18 protein-coding genes are annotated in these 18,510 nt (G+C 47.0%); 8 read left to right on the top strand and 10 right to left on the bottom strand.

Translation table 11 applies throughout. From position 1 onward, the window contains the following. The 3 genes from jag (at position 1) to WC647_11655 (ending at position 3,087) form a co-directional block, all read left to right on the top strand. Positions 1-819, top strand: a complete 819-nt coding sequence (jag, locus tag WC647_11665; protein MFA6222959.1) for an RNA-binding cell elongation regulator Jag/EloR — start codon at positions 1-3, stop codon at positions 817-819. Between the two features lie 156 nt (positions 820-975). After that, a complete protein-coding gene (locus WC647_11660) occupies positions 976-1,752 on the top strand; it encodes a hypothetical protein (GenBank protein MFA6222958.1) in 777 nt (258 codons plus the stop codon). A gap of 21 nt (positions 1,753-1,773) precedes the next feature. Next, the gene (locus tag WC647_11655; protein ID MFA6222957.1) at positions 1,774-3,087 is read left to right on the top strand and encodes a 3-deoxy-D-manno-octulosonic acid transferase; all 1,314 of its coding nucleotides are present in this window, start codon (positions 1,774-1,776) and stop codon (positions 3,085-3,087) included. On the opposite strand, the gene WC647_11650 is transcribed toward WC647_11655, so the two are convergent. The 3 genes from WC647_11650 to nrdR are packed head-to-tail and all read right to left on the bottom strand — an operon-like array spanning position 3,065 to position 5,303. Continuing rightward, positions 3,065-3,679 (bottom strand): L-threonylcarbamoyladenylate synthase, encoded by a 615-nt coding sequence (locus WC647_11650; protein MFA6222956.1) that lies wholly within the window; start codon positions 3,677-3,679, stop codon positions 3,065-3,067. The two genes, WC647_11655 and WC647_11650, sit on opposite strands and share 23 nt — an antisense overlap. Further along, the gene (gene ribD, locus WC647_11645; GenBank protein MFA6222955.1) at positions 3,680-4,813 is read right to left on the bottom strand and encodes a bifunctional diaminohydroxyphosphoribosylaminopyrimidine deaminase/5-amino-6-(5-phosphoribosylamino)uracil reductase RibD; all 1,134 of its coding nucleotides are present in this window, start codon (positions 4,811-4,813) and stop codon (positions 3,680-3,682) included. It abuts the gene before it with no gap. Continuing rightward, complete coding sequence (nrdR, locus tag WC647_11640; protein ID MFA6222954.1) at positions 4,782-5,303, bottom strand: transcriptional regulator NrdR; 522 nt, start codon at positions 5,301-5,303, stop codon at positions 4,782-4,784. The genes ribD and nrdR overlap by 32 nt, the downstream gene beginning before the upstream one ends. Before the next feature lie 265 nt (positions 5,304-5,568). Between nrdR and WC647_11635 the strand changes: the two genes are divergently transcribed. Together WC647_11635 and WC647_11630 are read left to right on the top strand one after the other, a co-directional pair. Continuing rightward, positions 5,569-5,961 carry a NusG domain II-containing protein gene (locus tag WC647_11635; GenBank protein MFA6222953.1) on the top strand — a complete coding sequence of 131 codons (393 nt, stop codon included), beginning with the start codon at positions 5,569-5,571 and terminating at the stop codon, positions 5,959-5,961. Next, positions 5,958-6,467, top strand: coding sequence for a Gx transporter family protein (locus tag WC647_11630; protein ID MFA6222952.1), 510 nt, complete (start codon positions 5,958-5,960; stop codon positions 6,465-6,467). The genes WC647_11635 and WC647_11630 overlap by 4 nt, the downstream gene beginning before the upstream one ends. 34 nt (positions 6,468-6,501) lie before the next feature. Here WC647_11630 and WC647_11625 read toward each other — a convergent pair whose 3' ends face one another. Continuing rightward, positions 6,502-7,713 (bottom strand): radical SAM protein, encoded by a 1,212-nt coding sequence (locus WC647_11625; GenBank protein MFA6222951.1) that lies wholly within the window; start codon positions 7,711-7,713, stop codon positions 6,502-6,504. Between the two features lie 139 nt (positions 7,714-7,852). Next, complete coding sequence (locus tag WC647_11620) at positions 7,853-9,385, bottom strand: response regulator (protein ID MFA6222950.1); 1,533 nt, start codon at positions 9,383-9,385, stop codon at positions 7,853-7,855. A gap of 288 nt (positions 9,386-9,673) precedes the next feature. On the opposite strand from WC647_11620, the gene clpB reads away from it, so the two are divergent. Beyond that, a complete protein-coding gene (clpB, locus tag WC647_11615) occupies positions 9,674-12,265 on the top strand; it encodes an ATP-dependent chaperone ClpB (protein ID MFA6222949.1) in 2,592 nt (863 codons plus the stop codon). 79 nt (positions 12,266-12,344) lie between these two features. Here clpB and WC647_11610 read toward each other — a convergent pair whose 3' ends face one another. Continuing rightward, on the bottom strand, positions 12,345-12,764 hold the full coding sequence (locus WC647_11610) for a secondary thiamine-phosphate synthase enzyme YjbQ (GenBank protein MFA6222948.1): 420 nt from the start codon (positions 12,762-12,764) through the stop codon (positions 12,345-12,347). A 135-nt stretch (positions 12,765-12,899) separates the two neighbouring features. Here WC647_11610 and WC647_11605 point away from each other — a divergent pair, with 135 nt between their 5' ends. Both WC647_11605 and larB read left to right on the top strand, forming a co-directional pair. Next, positions 12,900-13,346, top strand: coding sequence for a CBS domain-containing protein (locus tag WC647_11605; protein MFA6222947.1), 447 nt, complete (start codon positions 12,900-12,902; stop codon positions 13,344-13,346). A 10-nt stretch (positions 13,347-13,356) separates the two neighbouring features. Further along, the gene (gene larB / locus WC647_11600) at positions 13,357-14,118 is read left to right on the top strand and encodes a nickel pincer cofactor biosynthesis protein LarB (GenBank protein ID MFA6222946.1); all 762 of its coding nucleotides are present in this window, start codon (positions 13,357-13,359) and stop codon (positions 14,116-14,118) included. Positions 14,119-14,168: 50 nt separating this feature from the next. On the opposite strand, the gene WC647_11595 is transcribed toward larB, so the two are convergent. From WC647_11595 to tsaE, 4 genes are read right to left on the bottom strand one after another with little or no spacing between them, the layout of a single operon-like run. Next, a complete protein-coding gene (locus tag WC647_11595; GenBank protein MFA6222945.1) occupies positions 14,169-14,771 on the bottom strand; it encodes a helix-hairpin-helix domain-containing protein in 603 nt (200 codons plus the stop codon). Beyond that, positions 14,731-16,302 (bottom strand): citramalate synthase, encoded by a 1,572-nt coding sequence (gene cimA / locus WC647_11590; GenBank protein MFA6222944.1) that lies wholly within the window; start codon positions 16,300-16,302, stop codon positions 14,731-14,733. Before cimA ends, WC647_11595 begins: the two co-directional genes overlap by 41 nt. Before the next feature lie 24 nt (positions 16,303-16,326). After that, entirely contained in the window at positions 16,327-17,547 is a 1,221-nt protein-coding gene (locus tag WC647_11585) for an aspartate kinase (protein MFA6222943.1), read from the bottom strand. 40 nt (positions 17,548-17,587) lie between these two features. After that, positions 17,588-18,073: a tRNA (adenosine(37)-N6)-threonylcarbamoyltransferase complex ATPase subunit type 1 TsaE gene (tsaE, locus tag WC647_11580; GenBank protein ID MFA6222942.1), complete on the bottom strand. Its 486-nt coding sequence runs from the start codon at positions 18,071-18,073 to the stop codon at positions 17,588-17,590. Positions 18,074-18,510 lie beyond the last annotated feature (437 nt).

The raw sequence follows: 18,510 nt of genomic DNA, 5'->3' as shown, positions 1-18,510 counted from the left end.
ATGAGTTATATGGAATTTACCGGGAAGACTGTCAAGGACGCTATTGCAAAGGCATGCGAAGAGTTGAACGCTGAGGAAGCTCTTCTTGAAATAGAAGTGGTAGAAGAAAGCGCGAGGGGCTTTCTGGGGTTGGTAGGCCATCGGAACGCAAGAGTCAGAGTGCGTAAACGAGAAGTAGTCAAACAGGTGATGGAAGTATTACCCTCCGAATCTAAGGACACGATGCCTGTGTCTTTAATTGAATCAGAATCGACGAAACCATCTTTGCGGCGACCGCCGGTCGTTCCTCTGGAACAGGGTGATTCCTCTTTAGTTGATGAACAGGATCCTGAGAAGTTAAAAATTGCGTCGCAGGCTAAAGAGTTGCTTGAAGGCATTCTGGTCCGGATTCCAGTAGAAGCTACGGTCGCTGGTTCCTTTTCGAATGGTTCTATAAAGCTGGAGATTGATGGAGACAAGAGTGGTTTGCTCATCGGCAAACGAGGCCAGACTCTTGACGCTCTTCAGTATATAATCAACAAGGCGGTAAACAGAGAGGCCCCCCTTGAAGATAAGATCGAAGTCATAGTCGATACCGAAGACTATAGACAAAGGAAATATGAAAATCTCCGCGAGATGGCTCTCAGGATGAGTCAAAAGGCCAAGAAGTCTCTCAAACCGGTAGCCCTCAATCCTATGCCTGCAAACGAACGCAGGATTATTCACCTTATTCTTGCGGAGGATCGAGAAGTCTATACCAAGAGCTATGGGGAAGGACCGTTAAGAAGAATTATCGTTTATCCCCGAAAAGCGATGGCCAATAAGAGACGACGCCGATAGTGGCTTCTTTTCATAATGGCTGCGTACTCCATTGTTGAATCCTTCACTTTATCAACCTCCTTGTAATGCCGGTGTGGGTTGCGCTGGACAACGTTGTCTGCTATGAAAACCGTTGAATGAAGTCTTGGGCCAGAGGAATCCGGTATCGTTTCACCTATGACCAGTCACCGTACCAATCTCTGTTTAGCAATCGTGATTCTTTTTTCCGTAATGTACTGTCTCAGTGAAGGTTTTTGCGCCGATCAGACCGTCGCAAAGCCTGAAGATATTCCCAACCTTCTTTTTAACCGTGGAAAAAACCTGTCAGCGTTCAAGGCGTCCATGAATGTAACTACAATGAATGAGGTCGACAAATCCAGGCAGGATATCAGGGGTTTTCTACTCTATCGAAGACCCAGTGATTTTCGGTTTCAGGGGCTAGGCCCCGGGGGAGCGACGCTTTTTGAACTTGTTATCAAATCCAACATGTTCGAACTCTATATTCCTCAAGAAAGCAAAATTATCAAAGGTGACAGGCCATGTTTCTCTCGAAAGTTTCCGGATGTAGCGGAAATAGAGGGGCTCATCCCTATGGTTTTGCTCCAATGGCGAGATGTTCGTTTTGACCGTGTTCTTTCAAGAGACGCGGAGAAGATGGTCATTAGGATAACATTCCAGGGCAGGGTGTGGGGAGCTACATTGGATAGCCGCAACTACAACCTGACGCGCTTGGTAAGAATCAATCCACAAGGTGACATCGATCTGACCGCCGACTTCGGAGATTTCAGCCAGGGCGACAATGGCTGGCTTCCTCGAAAGTTTGAGGTTGCTTCTCCATTGGGAGGTTGGCGCACAGTGGCTAAAATATCCAAGATTGAACCAAACCCGTTTCTAGTTGAAAAAAATTTTCAAATAGACCCTACGTTTTCAGTAAAGACAGAGACCTGCCGGTAATCTTTACAGATTCTTTGTCAAATGATTCGCTTTTTCTACAATTTGTTGATTCACGCGATCGGCGCTCCAATCCTATGCGCCTACTATGCGCCCAAAATTGTCTTTTCCGGCAAATACCGGAAATCACTGTCCGGAAAACTGGGAAGGCTCCCTGAAACATTCCCGAAATCCGTGCTTAAATCTCCTGTTGTATGGTTTCACGCTGTGTCAGTGGGTGAAACAGTAGCATTGGGTCCCGTTGTTCGGGAATTCAGGAAACTGGCTCCCGAGTGTTTTATGATCGTCTCAACAGGGACTGAAACCGGCCAGGAGATGGCAAGGACAAGCATAACTCAAGCTGACTCGTTTATATATATGCCAATAGACTCCCCTATGTGTCTAAATCCCGTGATTGAGAGAATAAAACCGGATCTTTTTGTCCTTATGGAAACCGAAATCTGGCCGAATATGCTATATGCTCTCAAGCGATCAGGAGCTGTAATCGCTCTTGCTAACGGAAGGATTTCGGATCGTTCATTCCCTCGCTATATGAAAATCCAACCTCTAGTCTCTAGGATTTTGGAAAAAGTTGACTCTTTCTTAATGGTTTCCGAAGCGGACAGAAACAAAATAGTCAAAATGGGGGCCAAGTCGGATCGGGTTAAGGTTGTCGGGAATACTAAATTCGACGCTGCTCTTAAGGATATTTCAGATTCGGTGTTAATAGAAGCGCGAAATGTCCTCGATTTAAGTCCGGATCACAAGGTTTTTATGGCTGGTAGCACCCATCCGGGGGAACATGAACTGGTCATGGACTGTTTCAAGGATCTTCTCAATAACTTTCCCGATCTTATCTTGATCATTGCTCCACGCCACATTGAAACCGTTCCTGGGATCTTATCGGCGATTGAGGACCGAAATCTTCCGTCTCCTTTCCTGAGAAGTTCACGTGATTCCGGACATCAGCGTGGCTCCAGAAACATTATCATATTGGACACGACCGGGGAGTTGTTCAAATTCTACTCAGTAGCGGACGTAGTTTTTGTGGGAGGGTCATTAGTAAAAAGAGGCGGTCAGAACATTCTGGAACCAGCCGCATGGGGAAAAAAGCTGTGCTTTGGGCCTTCAATGGAGGATTTTAGAGACGCCAGGGATCTACTGGTCAGTGTGGAGGCGGCGACGGAGGTTTGGGATTCCGAAGATCTCTCACATGTGGTTCGTGAAGCGCTCAAAGATTTTGAACGTTCCAAACGTCTGGGATATCGAGGGCGTCATGAGTTGACCAAACATGCCGGGAGCGCGTCAATTACAGCGGAACTGCTTTTTGATCTTATTAATCTTCCTCGAAAGGACTGACATCGCCTTTGCCTACACGCAGTACCTTTGGGGGATCATCAAGAAGACTCACTACAGTAGACGGTTCGGGTAGGAAAATGCCGCCATCTATCACCAAATCCACCTGCCCTCTATAAATTCTTTCAATCTCACGGGGGTCATCAAGTAAATGGTCATTAGGTAGCCTCACGGAGGAACTCAGAATCGGGTTTCCCAGTTCTTCCAGTAAAGCCTGGCAGATTCTGTTGTCCGGGATGCGTATTCCCACCTCATGTTTTTTTGTGAGGACAATTCTTGGGACAAGTCTGGTGGCTTTGAGAATAAACGTGTAGGCGCCGGGAAGCCTGCGCTTAAGCAACTTGAAGTCATTGTCGGTAACTTGGGCGTAAAGGGAAATAGCCTTGAAATCCGAAAAGACAAACGAGAGATGCCTTTTGTTGTCGAACTTCTTAATTCGACGTACACGCTCCAGCGCCTTTTTGCTTGCGATGTCACAACCTAGACCGTAAACGGTATCGGTTGGATATACAATTACCCCATCCTTACGAAGAACATCTACTACCCTGGTAATATGTCTTGGCTGAGGGTTGACTGGATTTATCTGTAATATCATTTAATGTTCGCCTGGATAAATTACTTTACCTTCTACAAGAATGTCAGGCCCGACTTTGAGCGATCTCATTTCGACCAGGCGAGGGGCTTCCTCAAGTCTGTTTATTCCCGTCCCTGAGACTCCAGTAGGCGCCGATTTTCCACCAATTATCATGGGGGCGTAGAAGAACATGCATCGATCCACTATTTTGGCTTCAAGAGCCCCCCACGCCAATCCTGCTCCGCCTTCGATCAAGAGTGAAGTAATCCCCATCTTATACAGATTTGCTAAAAGATCTTTCAAATCGACCCTATCGGCGCCAGTCGTCTGGATTACCTTAGCGCCCTTTTTTTCCAACCTGGACTTCAGACGGGAAGGTGGGTTGCTTCTTGTAGCAATAATTACCCCAGCCTGAGACGTCTGGTTAAAAATGTTCGCATCAAGGGGTGTCCTTAAGTTTGAATCAGCCACAATCCTGATTGGGTCGCGTCCCTGTCGTTCCTTCAATCGCGTTGTAAGTGAGGGATTGTCGATAAGCACGGTTTCAATGCCGACCATGATCGCGCAAACGCGGTCTCTTAGCCTGTGGGCTTTCATTCTGGACTGCTCCGACGTTATCCATCGGGAATGCCCAGTACGGGTTGCTATACGACCGTCCAGGCTCATAGCCAATTTCAGATAAACAAATGGCCTTTTGAGTGTAACATTTGCGAGGTATACCTCATTAAGAGCCCTACAACGGTTTTCCAGGACTTGTCCCACGACTTCGATTCCTGCCCTACGTAAAAATTCAGCCCCGCCACCAATTACTGATGGGTTGGGGTCGCCAATTCCATAATATACCCTTTTGACCCCTGCCGCCATAATCGCCTGAGTACAGGGAGGAGTGCGGCCATAGTGGTTGCATGGCTCCAATGTTACAAAGAGTTCGGCGCCATGAGTTTCTACGCCGGCGGCGCGAATAGCCTCTACCTCTGCATGTGGCTCTCCTGTCGCGCGGTGGAAACCCTCCCCAATAATTTTTCCATCTTTGACTACGACTGCGCCCACCATAGGATTGGGAGATGTCCGTCCGAGACCCCTTCTGGCCAAGCTCAGAGCCCGGGACATAAACTTACGCGATTCATGGATCGCATTGTGGGTTTTCAGGTTCATCTACATGCTCATATTCTATTCGTTGTTCCTTGGTTTCTTTAAGTTCATAAAGTTCTTTTATTTCATTGATGAATTCATCTATGTCTCGAAATGACCTATATACTGAAGCAAATCTTACGTATGCGACTTCGTCGAGTTTTTTGAGCGCCAGCATCACTCGCTCGCCAATATAAGAAACATGTATCTCTTTCTCGGATCTTTCCATCAAGTCTTGCTCGATGGTGTCTGCAACTGCGTCAACTTGTTCGACACTTATGGGTCTTTTTTCGCAGGCCCTCAATATTCCTTCGACGATTTTTCGCCTGTCAAAAGCCTCCCGACGGCCGTCCTTTTTAATTACAAACGGAGTAATATCTTCGATTCTTTCATAAGTGGTAAATCTCTTGAGACAATTGAGACACTGCCTGCGCCTTCGAATTGCAGTGTTATCCTTTGCTAATCGGGAGTCTATTACCTTGTCTTCTATTTCGCCACATACGGGACATTTCATCGCAAGCCGCCTAAAGTGTGAGGTTACCGCGAGAATCCACTGGTCCAATATTTATATGGAAGTTGCGCAAGGCGCAAGGAAAAATTAAGTAACAGTTTAAGTTTATAATCCTTGAGGTCTAATATACAGGTTATTATGACGTTGATTAGCTCTTGAAACAATTTTCCAGAATTAATGTATATGCTTGGTGGACTTGCGTAAAAACATTTCATAAACGAAAATGATACCCTCGATTTGAAGGACTAGAAAGGAAGTTTGAGCCATCTTGGAAATACGTGTTCTGTTTCGGCGCTGCAAACCAGGAGACTTGATCGTCATTTTGATGATGGGTGTTTTGGCCCTACTTCTGTCGGTATTATTGCCAAAGCGAATCATTACTTCCGGGGATGTTGTATTAATAGAGTCTGGATCCCGGCTTGTCGGCCGTTACTCTCTGAATCATGATCGCGTCGTTTCTGTAAATGGCCCGTTGGGTGAGTCCAGGATTCAGATCAAAGCAGGCAAGGTTAGTATTCTTAGTTCGCCATGTCCTAATCACTACTGTGCAAAAATGGGAGAAACCAAAACTGGCGGCGCGGCCCTGGTTTGTGTGCCCAATGAAATAATTGTTCGAATAGGAGGAGACGATTACGGCAAAGTGGACGCGATCAGCAGATGAGTGACAGGACTCAAAAACTCTCACAATTGGCGATGCTCTTGGCCCTTGCTACCGCAATACATTCTCTGGAAGCGCTTGTCCCTTTTACTGTAGGCTGGTTTAGGTTTGGTTTTGCAAACATTATCGGTCTTGCGACGTTGTATATTTTTGGATTTAAAGACGCCGCTTTGCTTACAATAGGAAGGATATTGCTTGGAGGTTTAATCTCCGGGCAATTTGGATCACCAGGATTTTTTCTCGCCGCCGCAGGAGGTATCAGTTCAATATGCGTAATGGCGGTGGCGTACCATTTTGGAGAAAGGTTTCTCAGCGAAGTTGGCGTCAGTGTTTTGGGGGCTGTGACTCACAATATGGCTCAACTTTGGGTAGCGTATGCAATGCTCGTGAAGAACGAAAGTATCCTGCTTCTGGCTCCGATAATGATTTTCGCAGCGATAGTAACGGGCATAATGAATGGCCTCGCTGCGAAATTCCTCATTAAGAGAATGAAGTCCCTGGGATTTTAGGTCCGCGATGATTTTTGAGTTAAACGCGGGACTGTTAATAACCCATCAAGCCGCAACACCTTGTGCAAACAGGCATCAAACCTTTAGTAGAAATACTCTTACGGAATTCTCGGTAACGATCTGAATTCCAAATCTCGGTTATAGTATTTTCTTTGACGTTTCCAACTACAAAATCATGGTAATCCCGGCACGGCGACATGTCACCGTTGGAATTGATTTCCACAGCGCTGAAGATTGACACGCATTTGTCAAAACCAAATGTGCAGTCATGATCCGTGTAGTAGCGCTCCAGATCGTCAACGGCGTCCAGGGGAGGCATCACGATAACGGCAGGCCCGGAAAACTTTTTGGCCAGTTCATGCAGGCGCTTTAGTTGCTGCGACAAGGCCTGGATATCAGGTGGTCTCCAATTTCCTATCCATCCATAGTGCTTTTGAGGCTTGAATCCGAACCTTTCTTCAAAGTCCACAGTGTGTTTTTCCGCAGATTTCTCATCTATCCACCACGCGAGATAAAATACACAAACATCTACGCGATCCCTAAAAACTTCGTAAATATCTACGAGCCTCTGATAATTTACGTTGTTGATAGTTGTTAGCGAAGCTATCAGAGGAAGCCTTTGACCTTTTTCTTTTCGAAGCTGGGTCAATGTGTCGATAGCCTTGTTAATGGTTCTAAAATTGTTCACCGAAGGGGCAGCTCCAGGACGACTTTTGTTGTGGGTCTCTTCATCGGGGCCATCAACTGAAATCTGGACGACGAACATGGGGGCTTGTACCAACCTCTCGGCATGTTCATAAAGCCCTGTTCCGTTGGTGGCTATACTCGGGGGCATCCCGAGCCTTGCCGCTTCCTCTATTATGTCCACGGACCCCTTGTAAAGCATTGGCTCGCCACCCCAAAGATATACCGAGGGTGTATGACCGTGAGCTTGAAGATCTCGCAGCAACGAAATGTATCTTTCAGGAGAAACTTCGTGTTCTTTTAACTCCTTGAGCGAGCAAGACCTCAAAAAGCCCCTGTCTCCCCATTGCCCGCATGTATGACACCGAAGATTGCAATAATCAGTGATGCGGACACTACATTGCCTTATTTTGTCCGCTGCTCCATCCCCTGATTTATAAGAGAGGCTTCTCAGGAATTTGTCCACCTGTATCATAGCCACATTCTTGGCGTACTTGGGAATCTCCAGCAACTTTGGAGCGGTCTTCAATATCGTTGTAATAGGTACCCAGCTTTGACTCATACCAAATCACTTTCTGAAAAATTTAGATTATTCACTTTACACAATTTGTGGGCCCGTTGGAAGAGCATACCTTGTTTGCAGAAGGAGGATAAGTTGGGAAAGGCTTCTATTGGTGGTTCAGAATACGAAATTGGCAAGATCAATTATTGGCTGCCGGGGGGTGAACATTACTAATGGCCCTGAATTCTTCAGCGGTTTCCAGAAAAGCGTCAACAATCTCCGGGTCAAAATGCTTGCCACGTTCATCAAGTATCAATCTTACAGCCTCATCGTGAGGGAAATCATCTTTGTAACGTCTCTTGGATCTCAAGGCGTCATAAACATCACATAACGCTACCACTCTAGCGGACAAGGGTATTTTATCCTGACTTAAACCGAATGGATAGCCTTTCCCGTCCCACCGTTCATGATGATAATAGGCTACCTCTGCGCCGACAGTGAGGTAGCTTTGAGACTCACCCGTTTCTTGGGCCGCATCAAACAGAGCTTTCCCGCCAAGCAAAGCATGTTCTTGCATTACTTCGAATTCATCAGATTCGTATCTTCCAGGTTTGAACAATATGCTATCCGGTATCACAATTTTACCTATATCATGCAGTACTGAGCATTGTACCAGGTCTTCAATGTAATCCGAAGTCATCCTGGGACCATATTTGGGCCTTTTCCGAAGGCTTTCACATAAGATGACGCAATATTTTCTGATTCTTTTTAGGTGCGCGCCTGTTTCACCATCACGAGCCTCGGCCAGTTGAGCCAGCGCGAAAATCGAGGCGCCCTGAATTTTTCTAATTCTTGTGTACGATTCAAGCAGCTCCTGATGAAGCCGATATTGTTCCGTAACGTCCTGCCCCAGGCCTATGACACCATTTATCCGGCCCTTTCTATCCATCATGGGAGATATAGCAAGAGAAAGTGTGATCTCCTCGCCATCCTTGGAAAGCTGCTTGATTACTTTTTGCACTGTCCCGGATTTGCTGGCCAAGGCCTGCCTAAGTGTATTTTGAATTTCGTCCGGATTGGCGATCGGTGAATACAATCTAACAACAGATTGCCCGACCATTTCCTCCTCAGAGTAGCCAAAAATATTTTCAGCCCCGGAGTTCCAGAATAGTACTTTCTTATCAAGTCCTGTAACTACTATGGACACACCCCTCGAACTTTCAAGAATGCCTCTGAGAAACTCGTTGGTTCTCGCCAACTCTCTAGTCCTGTTTTCAACTTGAGTCTCAAGACGCTGAGTGTACTCTTTTTCAAGGAGTTTCAGTCTGTAATGCTCTAGACCCTTTTGCACAGTGGAAATCATTATCTCGGCGTTAATCGGTTTAAGCAGGAAATCGGAAGCTCCAAACCTAAGGGCTTTGATGGATGTTTCCACCTCGCCAAAGCCGGTAATCATTATAACCGGTATGATATTGTCTTTGTCCCTTATGAGTTTAAGAAGACCTATTCCATCCATTCCAGGCATCAGGATGTCTGTTATTACGAGATCGGGTTTTTGGTTTAAATAGAGTTCCCAAGCCTGTTCCCCTGATTGAGCCGTAAAAACCTCAAAACCGTTAAGAGACAGTAATTCTGCCAGGCTTTCCAGGGATAATCCGTCATCGTCAGCCACCAGAAGTTTGGGAGCTGTTGATTGATTATTGAAATGAGCGGTCTCCTGTGGCCGGTTCACCACTGCTTTCTCCCCGCTGAGTCGACATGACTTTGTCCAGTATTTTATCTCTGTGCTCAATCGTAATAACCCATCAAGGATAAGTCAAACATTTACTTGGAAATAAATCTGCGTTCGAATTGACAGACATGCTCCGACTGCTTAACTGTGAACCATAAGTTCTTAATTTGCGATTTGCTCCTCTTTTGGCGAGGTTCCGTCAAATAATCCAACAGTTTCAACAAAATGTTCATTGATCCACAAAGGCGGATTCCTTGTCATGAATAAACAGTTCAAGGAGGCAACATAATGCGTTTGGACAAGTTTACATTGAAATCTCAGGAAGCCCTCGAGATGGCTCAAAATATGGCGTCAAAGAGGGGGAATCCCCAAGTTGACACGGAACACCTTTTGTTAGCTCTAATTTCAGACGCCGAAGGGCTTTGCGTTGAAATAATCAAGAAACTTGGGGCCGATCTAGACAGAATAAGAAATGAAACTCTTCAGGTGATAGAACGTTTTCCGCAGCAGAGTGGCGCTGTGGCCGATAGATACTTTTCAAACACTCTCCGGGCCGTGCTAGAGAGCGCTTTCAAGGAGATGGAGCAGTTACGCGACGAATATGTGTCAGTGGAGCATCTTCTTATAGCCATTTCTCAAGCTTCGGGAAGTTCCGCGGCCAAAATCCTTAATTCCAAAGGAGTCACGAAAGACAAGATTTACACTGTCTTGACTGATCTACGCGGGACCCAGCGGGTGACGGATCAGGCTCCTGAAGAGAAATATCAGGCGCTCAAGAGGTTTACAAAAGACCTAACCGAATTGGCGCGTAAGGGTAAGCTCGACCCTGTGATTGGCAGGGACGACGAAATAAGAAGAATAATCCAGGTGCTTTCACGAAGGACGAAGAACAACCCTGTATTGATAGGAGACCCAGGCGTCGGCAAGACAGCGATAGTAGAAGGGCTGGCAGGGCGGATAGTGTCCGGAGATATTCCAGAAACCCTAAAAGGTAAACGGGTTATGGCTCTGGATGTTGGCCAGTTGGTTGCTGGAGCCAAATATCGTGGGGAATTTGAAGATCGGCTCAAAGCCGTCCTGAAAGAAGTGACTTCCGCCGCGGGGGAGATAATCCTGTTCATTGACGAAATGCATACCCTTGTTGGCGCGGGCGCGGCTGAAGGGGCTGTAGACGCTTCAAATATGTTGAAACCCGCTCTGGCCCGAGGAGAACTCCGGGCAGTCGGGGCGACCACGATAAATGAATATAGGAAATATATTGAAAAGGACGCTGCGCTAGAGCGAAGGTTTCAGCCTGTTTATGTCGCAGAGCCTTCGGTACAGGACTCGATATCCATCCTCAGGGGACTGAAAGAACGCTATGAGTTGCATCATGGGGTTAGAATTCAGGACGCAGCTATCATAGCGGCTGTCACTCTGTCGAACAGGTATATTACCGACAGGTTCTTGCCTGACAAGGCCATTGACCTCATCGACGAAGCCTCTTCAAAGCTTAGAATTGAAATAGATTCGATGCCTACGGAAATAGATGAGATCGACCGAAAAATCATCCAGCTTCAAATTGAACGCCAAGCTCTAAAAAAAGAGTCTGATACCAACAGCTTGGACAGACTGGAAAGAGTAGAGGAAGAAATAGAAAAGCTCACCACTGAGTCCAATGGGCTGAAAGAAGAATGGCGCAAAGAGAAACAGGCCATAGCGGAGATAAGACGCCTTAAAGAGAGATATGAACAGGCCAAATCCCAAGCTGGCCAGGCAGAGCGTGAAGGAAACCTTACAAAAGCCGCTGAACTAAAGTACGGCATGATGATTGCCCTAGAGAAAGATATCAGCGCAAAAAACACTGAGCTGGCTGAGATTCAGAAAGATGGTGGGCTTCTAAAAGAAGAAGTCGGCCCTGAGGACATTGCCGAAGTTGTGGCCAAATGGACGGGAATACCGGTTGCTCGAATGCTTGAAAGTGAAGTCAGCAAGCTACTCAAGATGGAAGAAAGAATCAGCAAAAGAGTAATTGGTCAAAAAGAGGCCATCATAGCTGTTTCAAACGCTGTACGCCGAGCCAGATCCGGTCTCCAGGATCCTAATCGTCCAATCGGTTCCTTCATATTCCTTGGTCCTACGGGCGTTGGAAAAACGGAGCTTGCAAGGGCTCTGGCTGAATTCCTGTTTGATGATGAACAGGCAATGATTAGAGTGGACATGTCCGAATACATGGAGAGGCACTCAGTGGCAAGATTAATCGGCGCCCCTCCCGGCTATGTCGGTTATGATGAAGGAGGATATCTTACGGAAGCAGTTCGCCGCAGGCCTTATTCAGTTATCCTTTTCGACGAAGTTGAAAAAGCGCATCCGGAAGTCTTCAACGCGATGTTGCAAATTCTGGATGATGGAAGACTGACGGATGGCAAAGGACGGACAGTTGACTTCAAGAATTGCATTATAATAATGACTTCGAATATTGGCTCGACAGAAATCAGAGATTATTCAGGAAAAGATGAAGAGGCGATGAAAACTCGCGTGATGGAAGCGCTTCGATTCCATTTCAGACCTGAGTTTTTGAATCGTCTGGACGACATTATAATTTTCCATGCCTTAACCAGGGAAGACATTAAGAAAATAGTTGATATACAGATAGGACGTCTGAACAGGAGACTGGAAGAAAGCAAGTTCACCCTCAGGCTCAGCTCAGAAGCCAGAGATTTGCTCGCTGATGACGGGTTCGATCCGGCGTACGGAGCTAGACCGCTTAAACGAGCGATCCAGCGCCTCATTGAGAATCCCTTGGCTTCGGAGATCCTAGCTGGAAAATTTGGGCCTGACGACGAAATTGAGGCGCAGGTGGACGGCGATAAATTAAAGTTTGTAACATTGAATCAGTAAGATAACTGATCGGTCTGGTCATGAAGGGTTCCTCCTGAATGACCAGACCGATTGCCGAGAATGAAAATGTTTAAGAAGCCTATTCTCCTATAATTTTCACCAGAACCCGTTTTCTCCGTCCACCATCGAATTCCCCATAAAATATTTGTTCCCATGGGCCAAAATCGAGCATGCCGTTGCTCGCGGCGACAACTACCTCCCTTCCCATGACTTGTCTTTTCAAATGGGCGTCTCCATTGTCCTCTCCGGTGCGATTGTGTAGATAACGGCTGGTGGGAGCGTGCGGGGCCAGCCCTTCCAGCCACTTGTCATAGTCTTCATGCAACCCTGATTCATCATCATTGATGAATACCGACGCAGTGATATGCATGGCGTTGACTAGAATCAACCCCTCTTGAATTCCCGACTCCTTCAACGCCTTTTCGACATCCCGGGTTATGTTGACGAACTCACGCCGCTTGTTTATATTGAACCACAATTCTTTCCGGTAACTTTTCATAATGGCCTCCGTCAGTCAGATCAGGGTGTTTTGACTCTGAGCCGGGCAAATATATCACGCCACGCTGGTTTCTTGATCGATGGATCCATTAAAAAATCGGAAAAGAGAAATTTCTTGGGCTGGATGGAGAATGGAATGCCGATAGCCTCACAAATAATGACAAAAAATGTCATCACGGTAACAAAAGAAACTCCTATCAGGGAACTGGCCGAGATCCTGCTGGAAAAAGGGGTTAACGGAGTCCCAGTTGTGGATGAGCAAGGCGCCGTGATAGGCGTTGTTTGTGAATCTGACCTGGTAGAATATAATAAACCGCTGCACATTCCGACGGTATTTTTCATTCTGGATTCCATAATCCCCATCGAAAATCCATGGCGCCTGCATCAGGATTTTAAGAGAATTTCGGCTACCACTGTTGGAGATATTTATTCACATCCAGCTACCTGCGTGCAGTCTGACGCAGACGTTTCAGAAGTGGCCAGAATAATGTCGGAAAACAAGTACTACACGATCCCAGTAATTGAGGAAGGAAAACTGGTGGGAATAATCGGCAAAGTCGATATCGTAAAATCGTTAGTTTGACGTATCCAAATTGAACAGAGAACGCCTCAACGAAATCCTTGAACAGGTGCAAACCTGTAAGCTAACGGTTGAACAGGCCAGCCTGCTGTTTCAGAAGCTGGAAACCGAAGAACTGGGGTTTGCCAGCATTGATCATCACCGGGCCTTGCGTTTGGGATTTCCAGAGGTAATCTACGGGCAAGGGAAAACGGCTGACCAGATTGTGTCCATTTTTGAACGGCTCAAAGATAGGCATGATACCGTTCTTATTACACGCGTCGATGCACAGAAGGCTCAGTACGTCGCAGACCGGTCAACAGGTTCGATAGACTACAATCCTATTGCCGGAACGATATTGTATTCCAGAAAGGAGATACCCCTCAGTGGAAGGGGTTCGATCCTTGTAATGGCGGCGGGAACATCTGACCTCCCTGTCGCTGAAGAGGCCAGGGTAACGGCTCTGGCCCTGGGGAACAAAACCGATTCGTTATATGATGTTGGAATAGCGGGAATACACAGGGTCCTAGCCCACATTGACCTGATCAATTCTTCTTCAGTAATAATAGTTGTGGCGGGGATGGAAGGAGCTTTACCCAGTGTGGTGGGAGGCTTGGTAGATCGTCCTGTGATAGCGGTTCCTACGTCAGTAGGGTATGGGGCCTCCTTTGGTGGTATTGCGGCTCTACTGGGGATGCTCAACTCATGCGCCCCCGGTGTGGTGGTCGTGAACATAGACAATGGCTTTGGAGCCGCGTACGCTGCTAGCGCAATCAACCGGAAAAGAGATTCCTAATACTGCTTCCGCTTTCTGCGGACATTTCTCGGTTTGTTTACGGGGAATATCTATTTCAGGTACTTTTGGTAACCCAGGACTTTTTTGGCGCCAATGCCGCTGATCTTGCCCAGATCCGAAACACTTTCAAAAGGGCCCAAGAGACTTCTTCTTTCGCAAATACGCTTCGCGATTCCCGGCCCAATGCCCGGGACACTCATAAGATCCTCTTCTGTGGCTTCGTTTAATTCGATCCTCTTACCGCATGCGATGGCCTGCTCTCCTAGGAGCCTCTTAACCTCTTGAATATTCCCATCTCTCAAGTGGATCACAGAGCCGCATGGAAGAACCAAGTTCGGGTTGGTCACCTTCAATCCCTTTTCTTCCAGCCTATCTAGTATTTTTTTGAGATTGCTCGGTTCAGAAAAGAAAACCGTGCCTAGTGTCCTGTCTCCCACCACAAGCCGGTAGCCGCAGTCTCCTTGTCCAAGATACGAAGATCGGTCGACAGGAACCGTTTTATGGGTTGGTAAATGAGACAGAAAAAGATACCCCAGCGCAAAGAAAACGGCGACGAGAGCCAAGCCTTGGGCTGGTTTGACGCCCCCTCGAATGTTTTTCTGAGCGTTAGATTTATTCTTGTCCGATAAAATCTTTTTGGAGTTTGTAGTCAATACTGTCCACCAGGGCGTTCCAGGAGGCCTGTATTACATTTTCATTAAAGCCGACAGTCCACCAAACATCTTCTCCGTCCGTGGATTCTATTAACACACTAACTGTGGCGCCGGTTCCAGATGTCCCTTCCAGGACTCTAACCTTAAAGTCAGTGAGCCGCACTTCGCCCACATTGGGATAGAATGTTGTAAGGGCCTGTCTCAATGCATTATCCAGAGCATGTACCGGACCATTTCCTTCCGCCGCGGAGAATTCCATTTTATCTCTCACTACTATACGGATGACGGCGTCGGAATAAGTCTTGGTATCTCCTTTTCGTTTAGAACTTGTGACGCTAAAACCATGGAGCGTGAAAAACCTTCTGTGGAGCCCCAACATTCTCTTGAGAAGAAGTTTGAATGAACCATCTGCAATGTCGTATCGGGCTCCCTGGGCCTCAAGGTCTTTTATGATTTTGAGGACCTCCCCAACTCGAGGATCATCAGGCGTAAGATCTATTCCAAACTCGGCCGCTTTTTGGGCTAGGGCCGCCCGCCCAGCCTGTTCTGATATTGGCATCTGCCGCATTGATCCGACAACTTCGGGGCTTATGTGTTCATAAGCGGATGGAACTTTCAAGACAGCGCTCGAATGCAATCCTCCTTTATGGGCGAACGCGGCGGCTCCAACATACGGTTGGGCCTTGTTTGGCGTTCGGTTAGCCATCTCATCAACAAATTCTGAAAGATGCTTCAATAGTCTCAACTTGGCCGGAGCATACTCGAGTTTTTTCATTTTGAGGGCCAAAGCCGGTATAATTGAGATTAAATTGGCGTTACCGCATCTTTCCCCAATGCCGTTGATTGTTCCCTGTATCTGTTTTACCCCAACTTCTACCGCAGCCAAAGAACATGCGACAGCGGTCTCCGAGTCATTATGGTTATGTATGCCGAGAGGAGTGTGAACAGTTTTCCTTACAGATCGGATAATCTCGGCTGTTTCAGATGGCAATGTCCCGCCGTTAGTGTCACACAGGCACAGCAGGTCAGCCGAGGCGGCTGCTTCCAGGGTCTTTATGGCATATTCCGGGTTTCTTTTGAAACCATCAAAAAAGTGCTCAGCGTCGAACACTACCCTGCCGAAATGACGTCTCACATAATCAATGGTTTCCCGTATCATGCCAAGATTACGTTCGAGTGTAACAGCCAGAATGGCTGTTACATGCAGATCCCAACTCTTTCCAACTATAGTGACTGCGGATGCCCTGGTCTTGAGAAGGCTTTCGACCTGTGGATCTTTCTCCGGGATGAGATCGGCCCTGCATGTGCTTCCGAAAGCAGTAATTATGGAATGCTTGAAATTCAGGGTGTTTGTAATTTCAAAAAAACGCCGATCTTTAGGATTTGATCCGGGGTAACCTCCCTCAATGTAGTCTATACCAAACTCATCAAGCTTTTGGGCTATTCTAACTTTGTCATCCAATGAGAATGTAACGCCCCAGGTTTGGGCCCCATCCCTCAAAGTTGTGTCATAAAGCTCGATTGCGCTCAACTAGATTCTCCAGCCAGAAAATGATTAAAGAGGTTTTTCCAGTTCAAAAACGTCATGCAAAACCCTTACTGCCAGTTCAGCGTATTTTTTCTTAATTACGCAGGAAATTTTGATTTCAGAGGTTGAGATCATTTCAATGTTGATCCCCTCTCTTGCCAACGCGGCGAACATTTTGGAAGCGATGCCCGTGTGAGACCGCATTCCAAGTCCTATTATTGAAACTTTTGCGAAGGCTTTGGAGCCATCCAGCTTCTCGGCTCCAAGAATTTCCCGGACACCCTGGCAGATTTCCAGGCCCTTTTCCAGATCCGGCGATGGCACTGTGAAAGAAATGTCCGTTTTGCCTTCTTCGCTCGAATTCTGAATAATCATATCCACAATCACATTCGCTTCAGCCAGCGCCCCAAAGAGCTGTGACGCTGTCCCAGGGACGTCAGGGATCCCCGACAACGTAATCTTTGCCTCTTTTGTGCTCAGTGTGACCGCTCTGACGGATTCTTTTTCCATATCTGAACTCTCCTCTGTGACCAGGGTTCCCTCGTTGTCGTTGAAACTCGATCTGACGATCAACGGAACCTTATGCCTCATTGCAAATTCCACTGCCCTGATATAAAGAACTTTGGCCCCCAAAGACGCCATCTCAAGCATCTCTTCATAGGCGATGCTCGGAATCTTTTTCGCCTCGGGCACAATATTGGGATCCGTTGTGTAAACGCCATCAACATCCGTATATATCTCACACAGATCCGCCTTGAGACCCGCGGCCACCGCCACAGCGGAGGTGTCCGATCCACCACGTCCGAGTGTGGTAATGGAGCCGTCGTCATCAACACCTTGAAAGCCCGCTATGATTACTATAATCCCGTTTGCCAGGTCTTCACTGATCTTGTTTGTGACAATATCCGTGACTCTGGCGGCTCCAAAGGCTGAATCGGTTCGGAGAGGCAATTGCCAGCCGCAATATGACTTGGCCTTATATCCCATGGTCTCCAGGGTAATTGCCAGTAACGCTATCGATATTTGCTCACCCGTAGAAACGAGAACGTCCATCTCACGTTCGTTTGGCAAAGGCGAAATTTCTTTTGCGAGATTGATCAGCCGGTCCGTTTCTCCCGACATGGCGGAGACGACCACTACCAGATCGTTTCCTTGGTCTTTGCGAGCGGCCACCCGTCGCGCCACATTCGCTATTCTGTCCAGGGAGCCGACGGAAGTCCCTCCGTATTTTTGAACAATAACAGCCATCCGTTTTCTCCAAATCACCTGCAAGATTCTTCAGGTTTTTTCAACTATGCTGAAATTTTTCGACAGCTCTTGGTAATCTTGTCTCCCAAGCGCCGGGAACCTCGTATTCAAAATTCAGAAATCTGAAATCTGGGTCCATGCCGTACAAGATAGTCACCCTAAGTTCATGTTTCAAAACAGGGGCTTCATTGTCGGCCCACTCAATCAGCAGAGCGCCTTCCGCATCGATAATTTCAAGAAGACCCAGTTCTTCAACGGCCCCGGGACCGACTCTGTAAAGATCAGCGTGGTCTATAGTCATCGTGCCTTCGTATCGATTAACAAGCGTAAAGCTTGGGCTGATTATTTCATCAATTGGTATGGCCAGGGCCTGGGAAATGATCCCTTTGACCAGTCTTGTTTTGCCGGACCCAAGGTTTCCCACTAGCGTTATGATGTCACCGGACCGGATCACTGTTCCGATAGCTTTCCCGATCGAGATACTATTTTCTTCCGATTGGGAATTGATTCGGATTTTGTTTAACATGCCTCACTACGCGTAATTCTTGGAATGCCTCGGGCGCCAAGCCTTAAAGGCGCAATCGGTTATAATATCCAAGCTGGATGATCTTGACAAGAATAATTTGACCGAGAGAGCGGACACTGTCTGTATTTTGTTGATAAAGACGCTTTATTTTTGATAAAATATTGTTTTTATATGATCTTCATGTTACAAGAGCCTGCGGCGTCAATACTGGACGACATGCGTCCAGCCCTGTCAGGAACGAAATGATCGATTCGGGAAAATGATTTTGGCATCTGCGCACACGGTCTTACAAGAAGATGCACGTTAATATTCGTTTCCAGAGAGGCCCCGCTAAGATAGCAGTTTTGGTAATGCGAATTTTAATTTCCGACATTGTCGGAGCAGTGATTATCTCAGTTTCTGATCCAGAGAGGAAGGCGATAAGCCTAAGTTAACGG

The sequence above is a fragment of the Desulfomonilaceae bacterium genome (assembly GCA_041662605.1).
Lineage (GTDB): Bacteria > Desulfobacterota > Desulfomonilia > Desulfomonilales > Desulfomonilaceae > CAJBEZ01.
The sequence above is the reverse complement of the archived record's forward strand: the minus strand, read 5'-3'. Positions and strand labels throughout refer to the sequence as shown.

What these genes read in the sequence shown, in the direction of transcription:
- jag (MFA6222959.1), top strand. Translation starts at nt 1, where the DNA reads ATGAGTTATATGGAATTTACCGGGAAGACTGTCAAGGACGCTATTGCA.
- WC647_11660 (MFA6222958.1), top strand. Translation starts at nt 976, where the DNA reads ATGACCAGTCACCGTACCAATCTCTGTTTAGCAATCGTGATTCTTTTT.
- WC647_11655 (MFA6222957.1), top strand. Translation starts at nt 1,774, where the DNA reads ATGATTCGCTTTTTCTACAATTTGTTGATTCACGCGATCGGCGCTCCA.
- WC647_11650 (MFA6222956.1), bottom strand. Translation starts at nt 3,679, where the DNA reads ATGATATTACAGATAAATCCAGTCAACCCTCAGCCAAGACATATTACC.
- ribD (MFA6222955.1), bottom strand. Translation starts at nt 4,813, where the DNA reads ATGAACCTGAAAACCCACAATGCGATCCATGAATCGCGTAAGTTTATG.
- nrdR (MFA6222954.1), bottom strand. Translation starts at nt 5,303, where the DNA reads ATGAAATGTCCCGTATGTGGCGAAATAGAAGACAAGGTAATAGACTCC.
- WC647_11630 (MFA6222952.1), top strand. Translation starts at nt 5,958, where the DNA reads ATGAGTGACAGGACTCAAAAACTCTCACAATTGGCGATGCTCTTGGCC.
- WC647_11625 (MFA6222951.1), bottom strand. Translation starts at nt 7,713, where the DNA reads ATGAGTCAAAGCTGGGTACCTATTACAACGATATTGAAGACCGCTCCA.
- clpB (MFA6222949.1), top strand. Translation starts at nt 9,674, where the DNA reads ATGCGTTTGGACAAGTTTACATTGAAATCTCAGGAAGCCCTCGAGATG.
- WC647_11610 (MFA6222948.1), bottom strand. Translation starts at nt 12,764, where the DNA reads ATGAAAAGTTACCGGAAAGAATTGTGGTTCAATATAAACAAGCGGCGT.
- WC647_11605 (MFA6222947.1), top strand. Translation starts at nt 12,900, where the DNA reads ATGCCGATAGCCTCACAAATAATGACAAAAAATGTCATCACGGTAACA.
- WC647_11585 (MFA6222943.1), bottom strand. Translation starts at nt 17,547, where the DNA reads ATGGCTGTTATTGTTCAAAAATACGGAGGGACTTCCGTCGGCTCCCTG.
- tsaE (MFA6222942.1), bottom strand. Translation starts at nt 18,073, where the DNA reads ATGTTAAACAAAATCCGAATCAATTCCCAATCGGAAGAAAATAGTATC.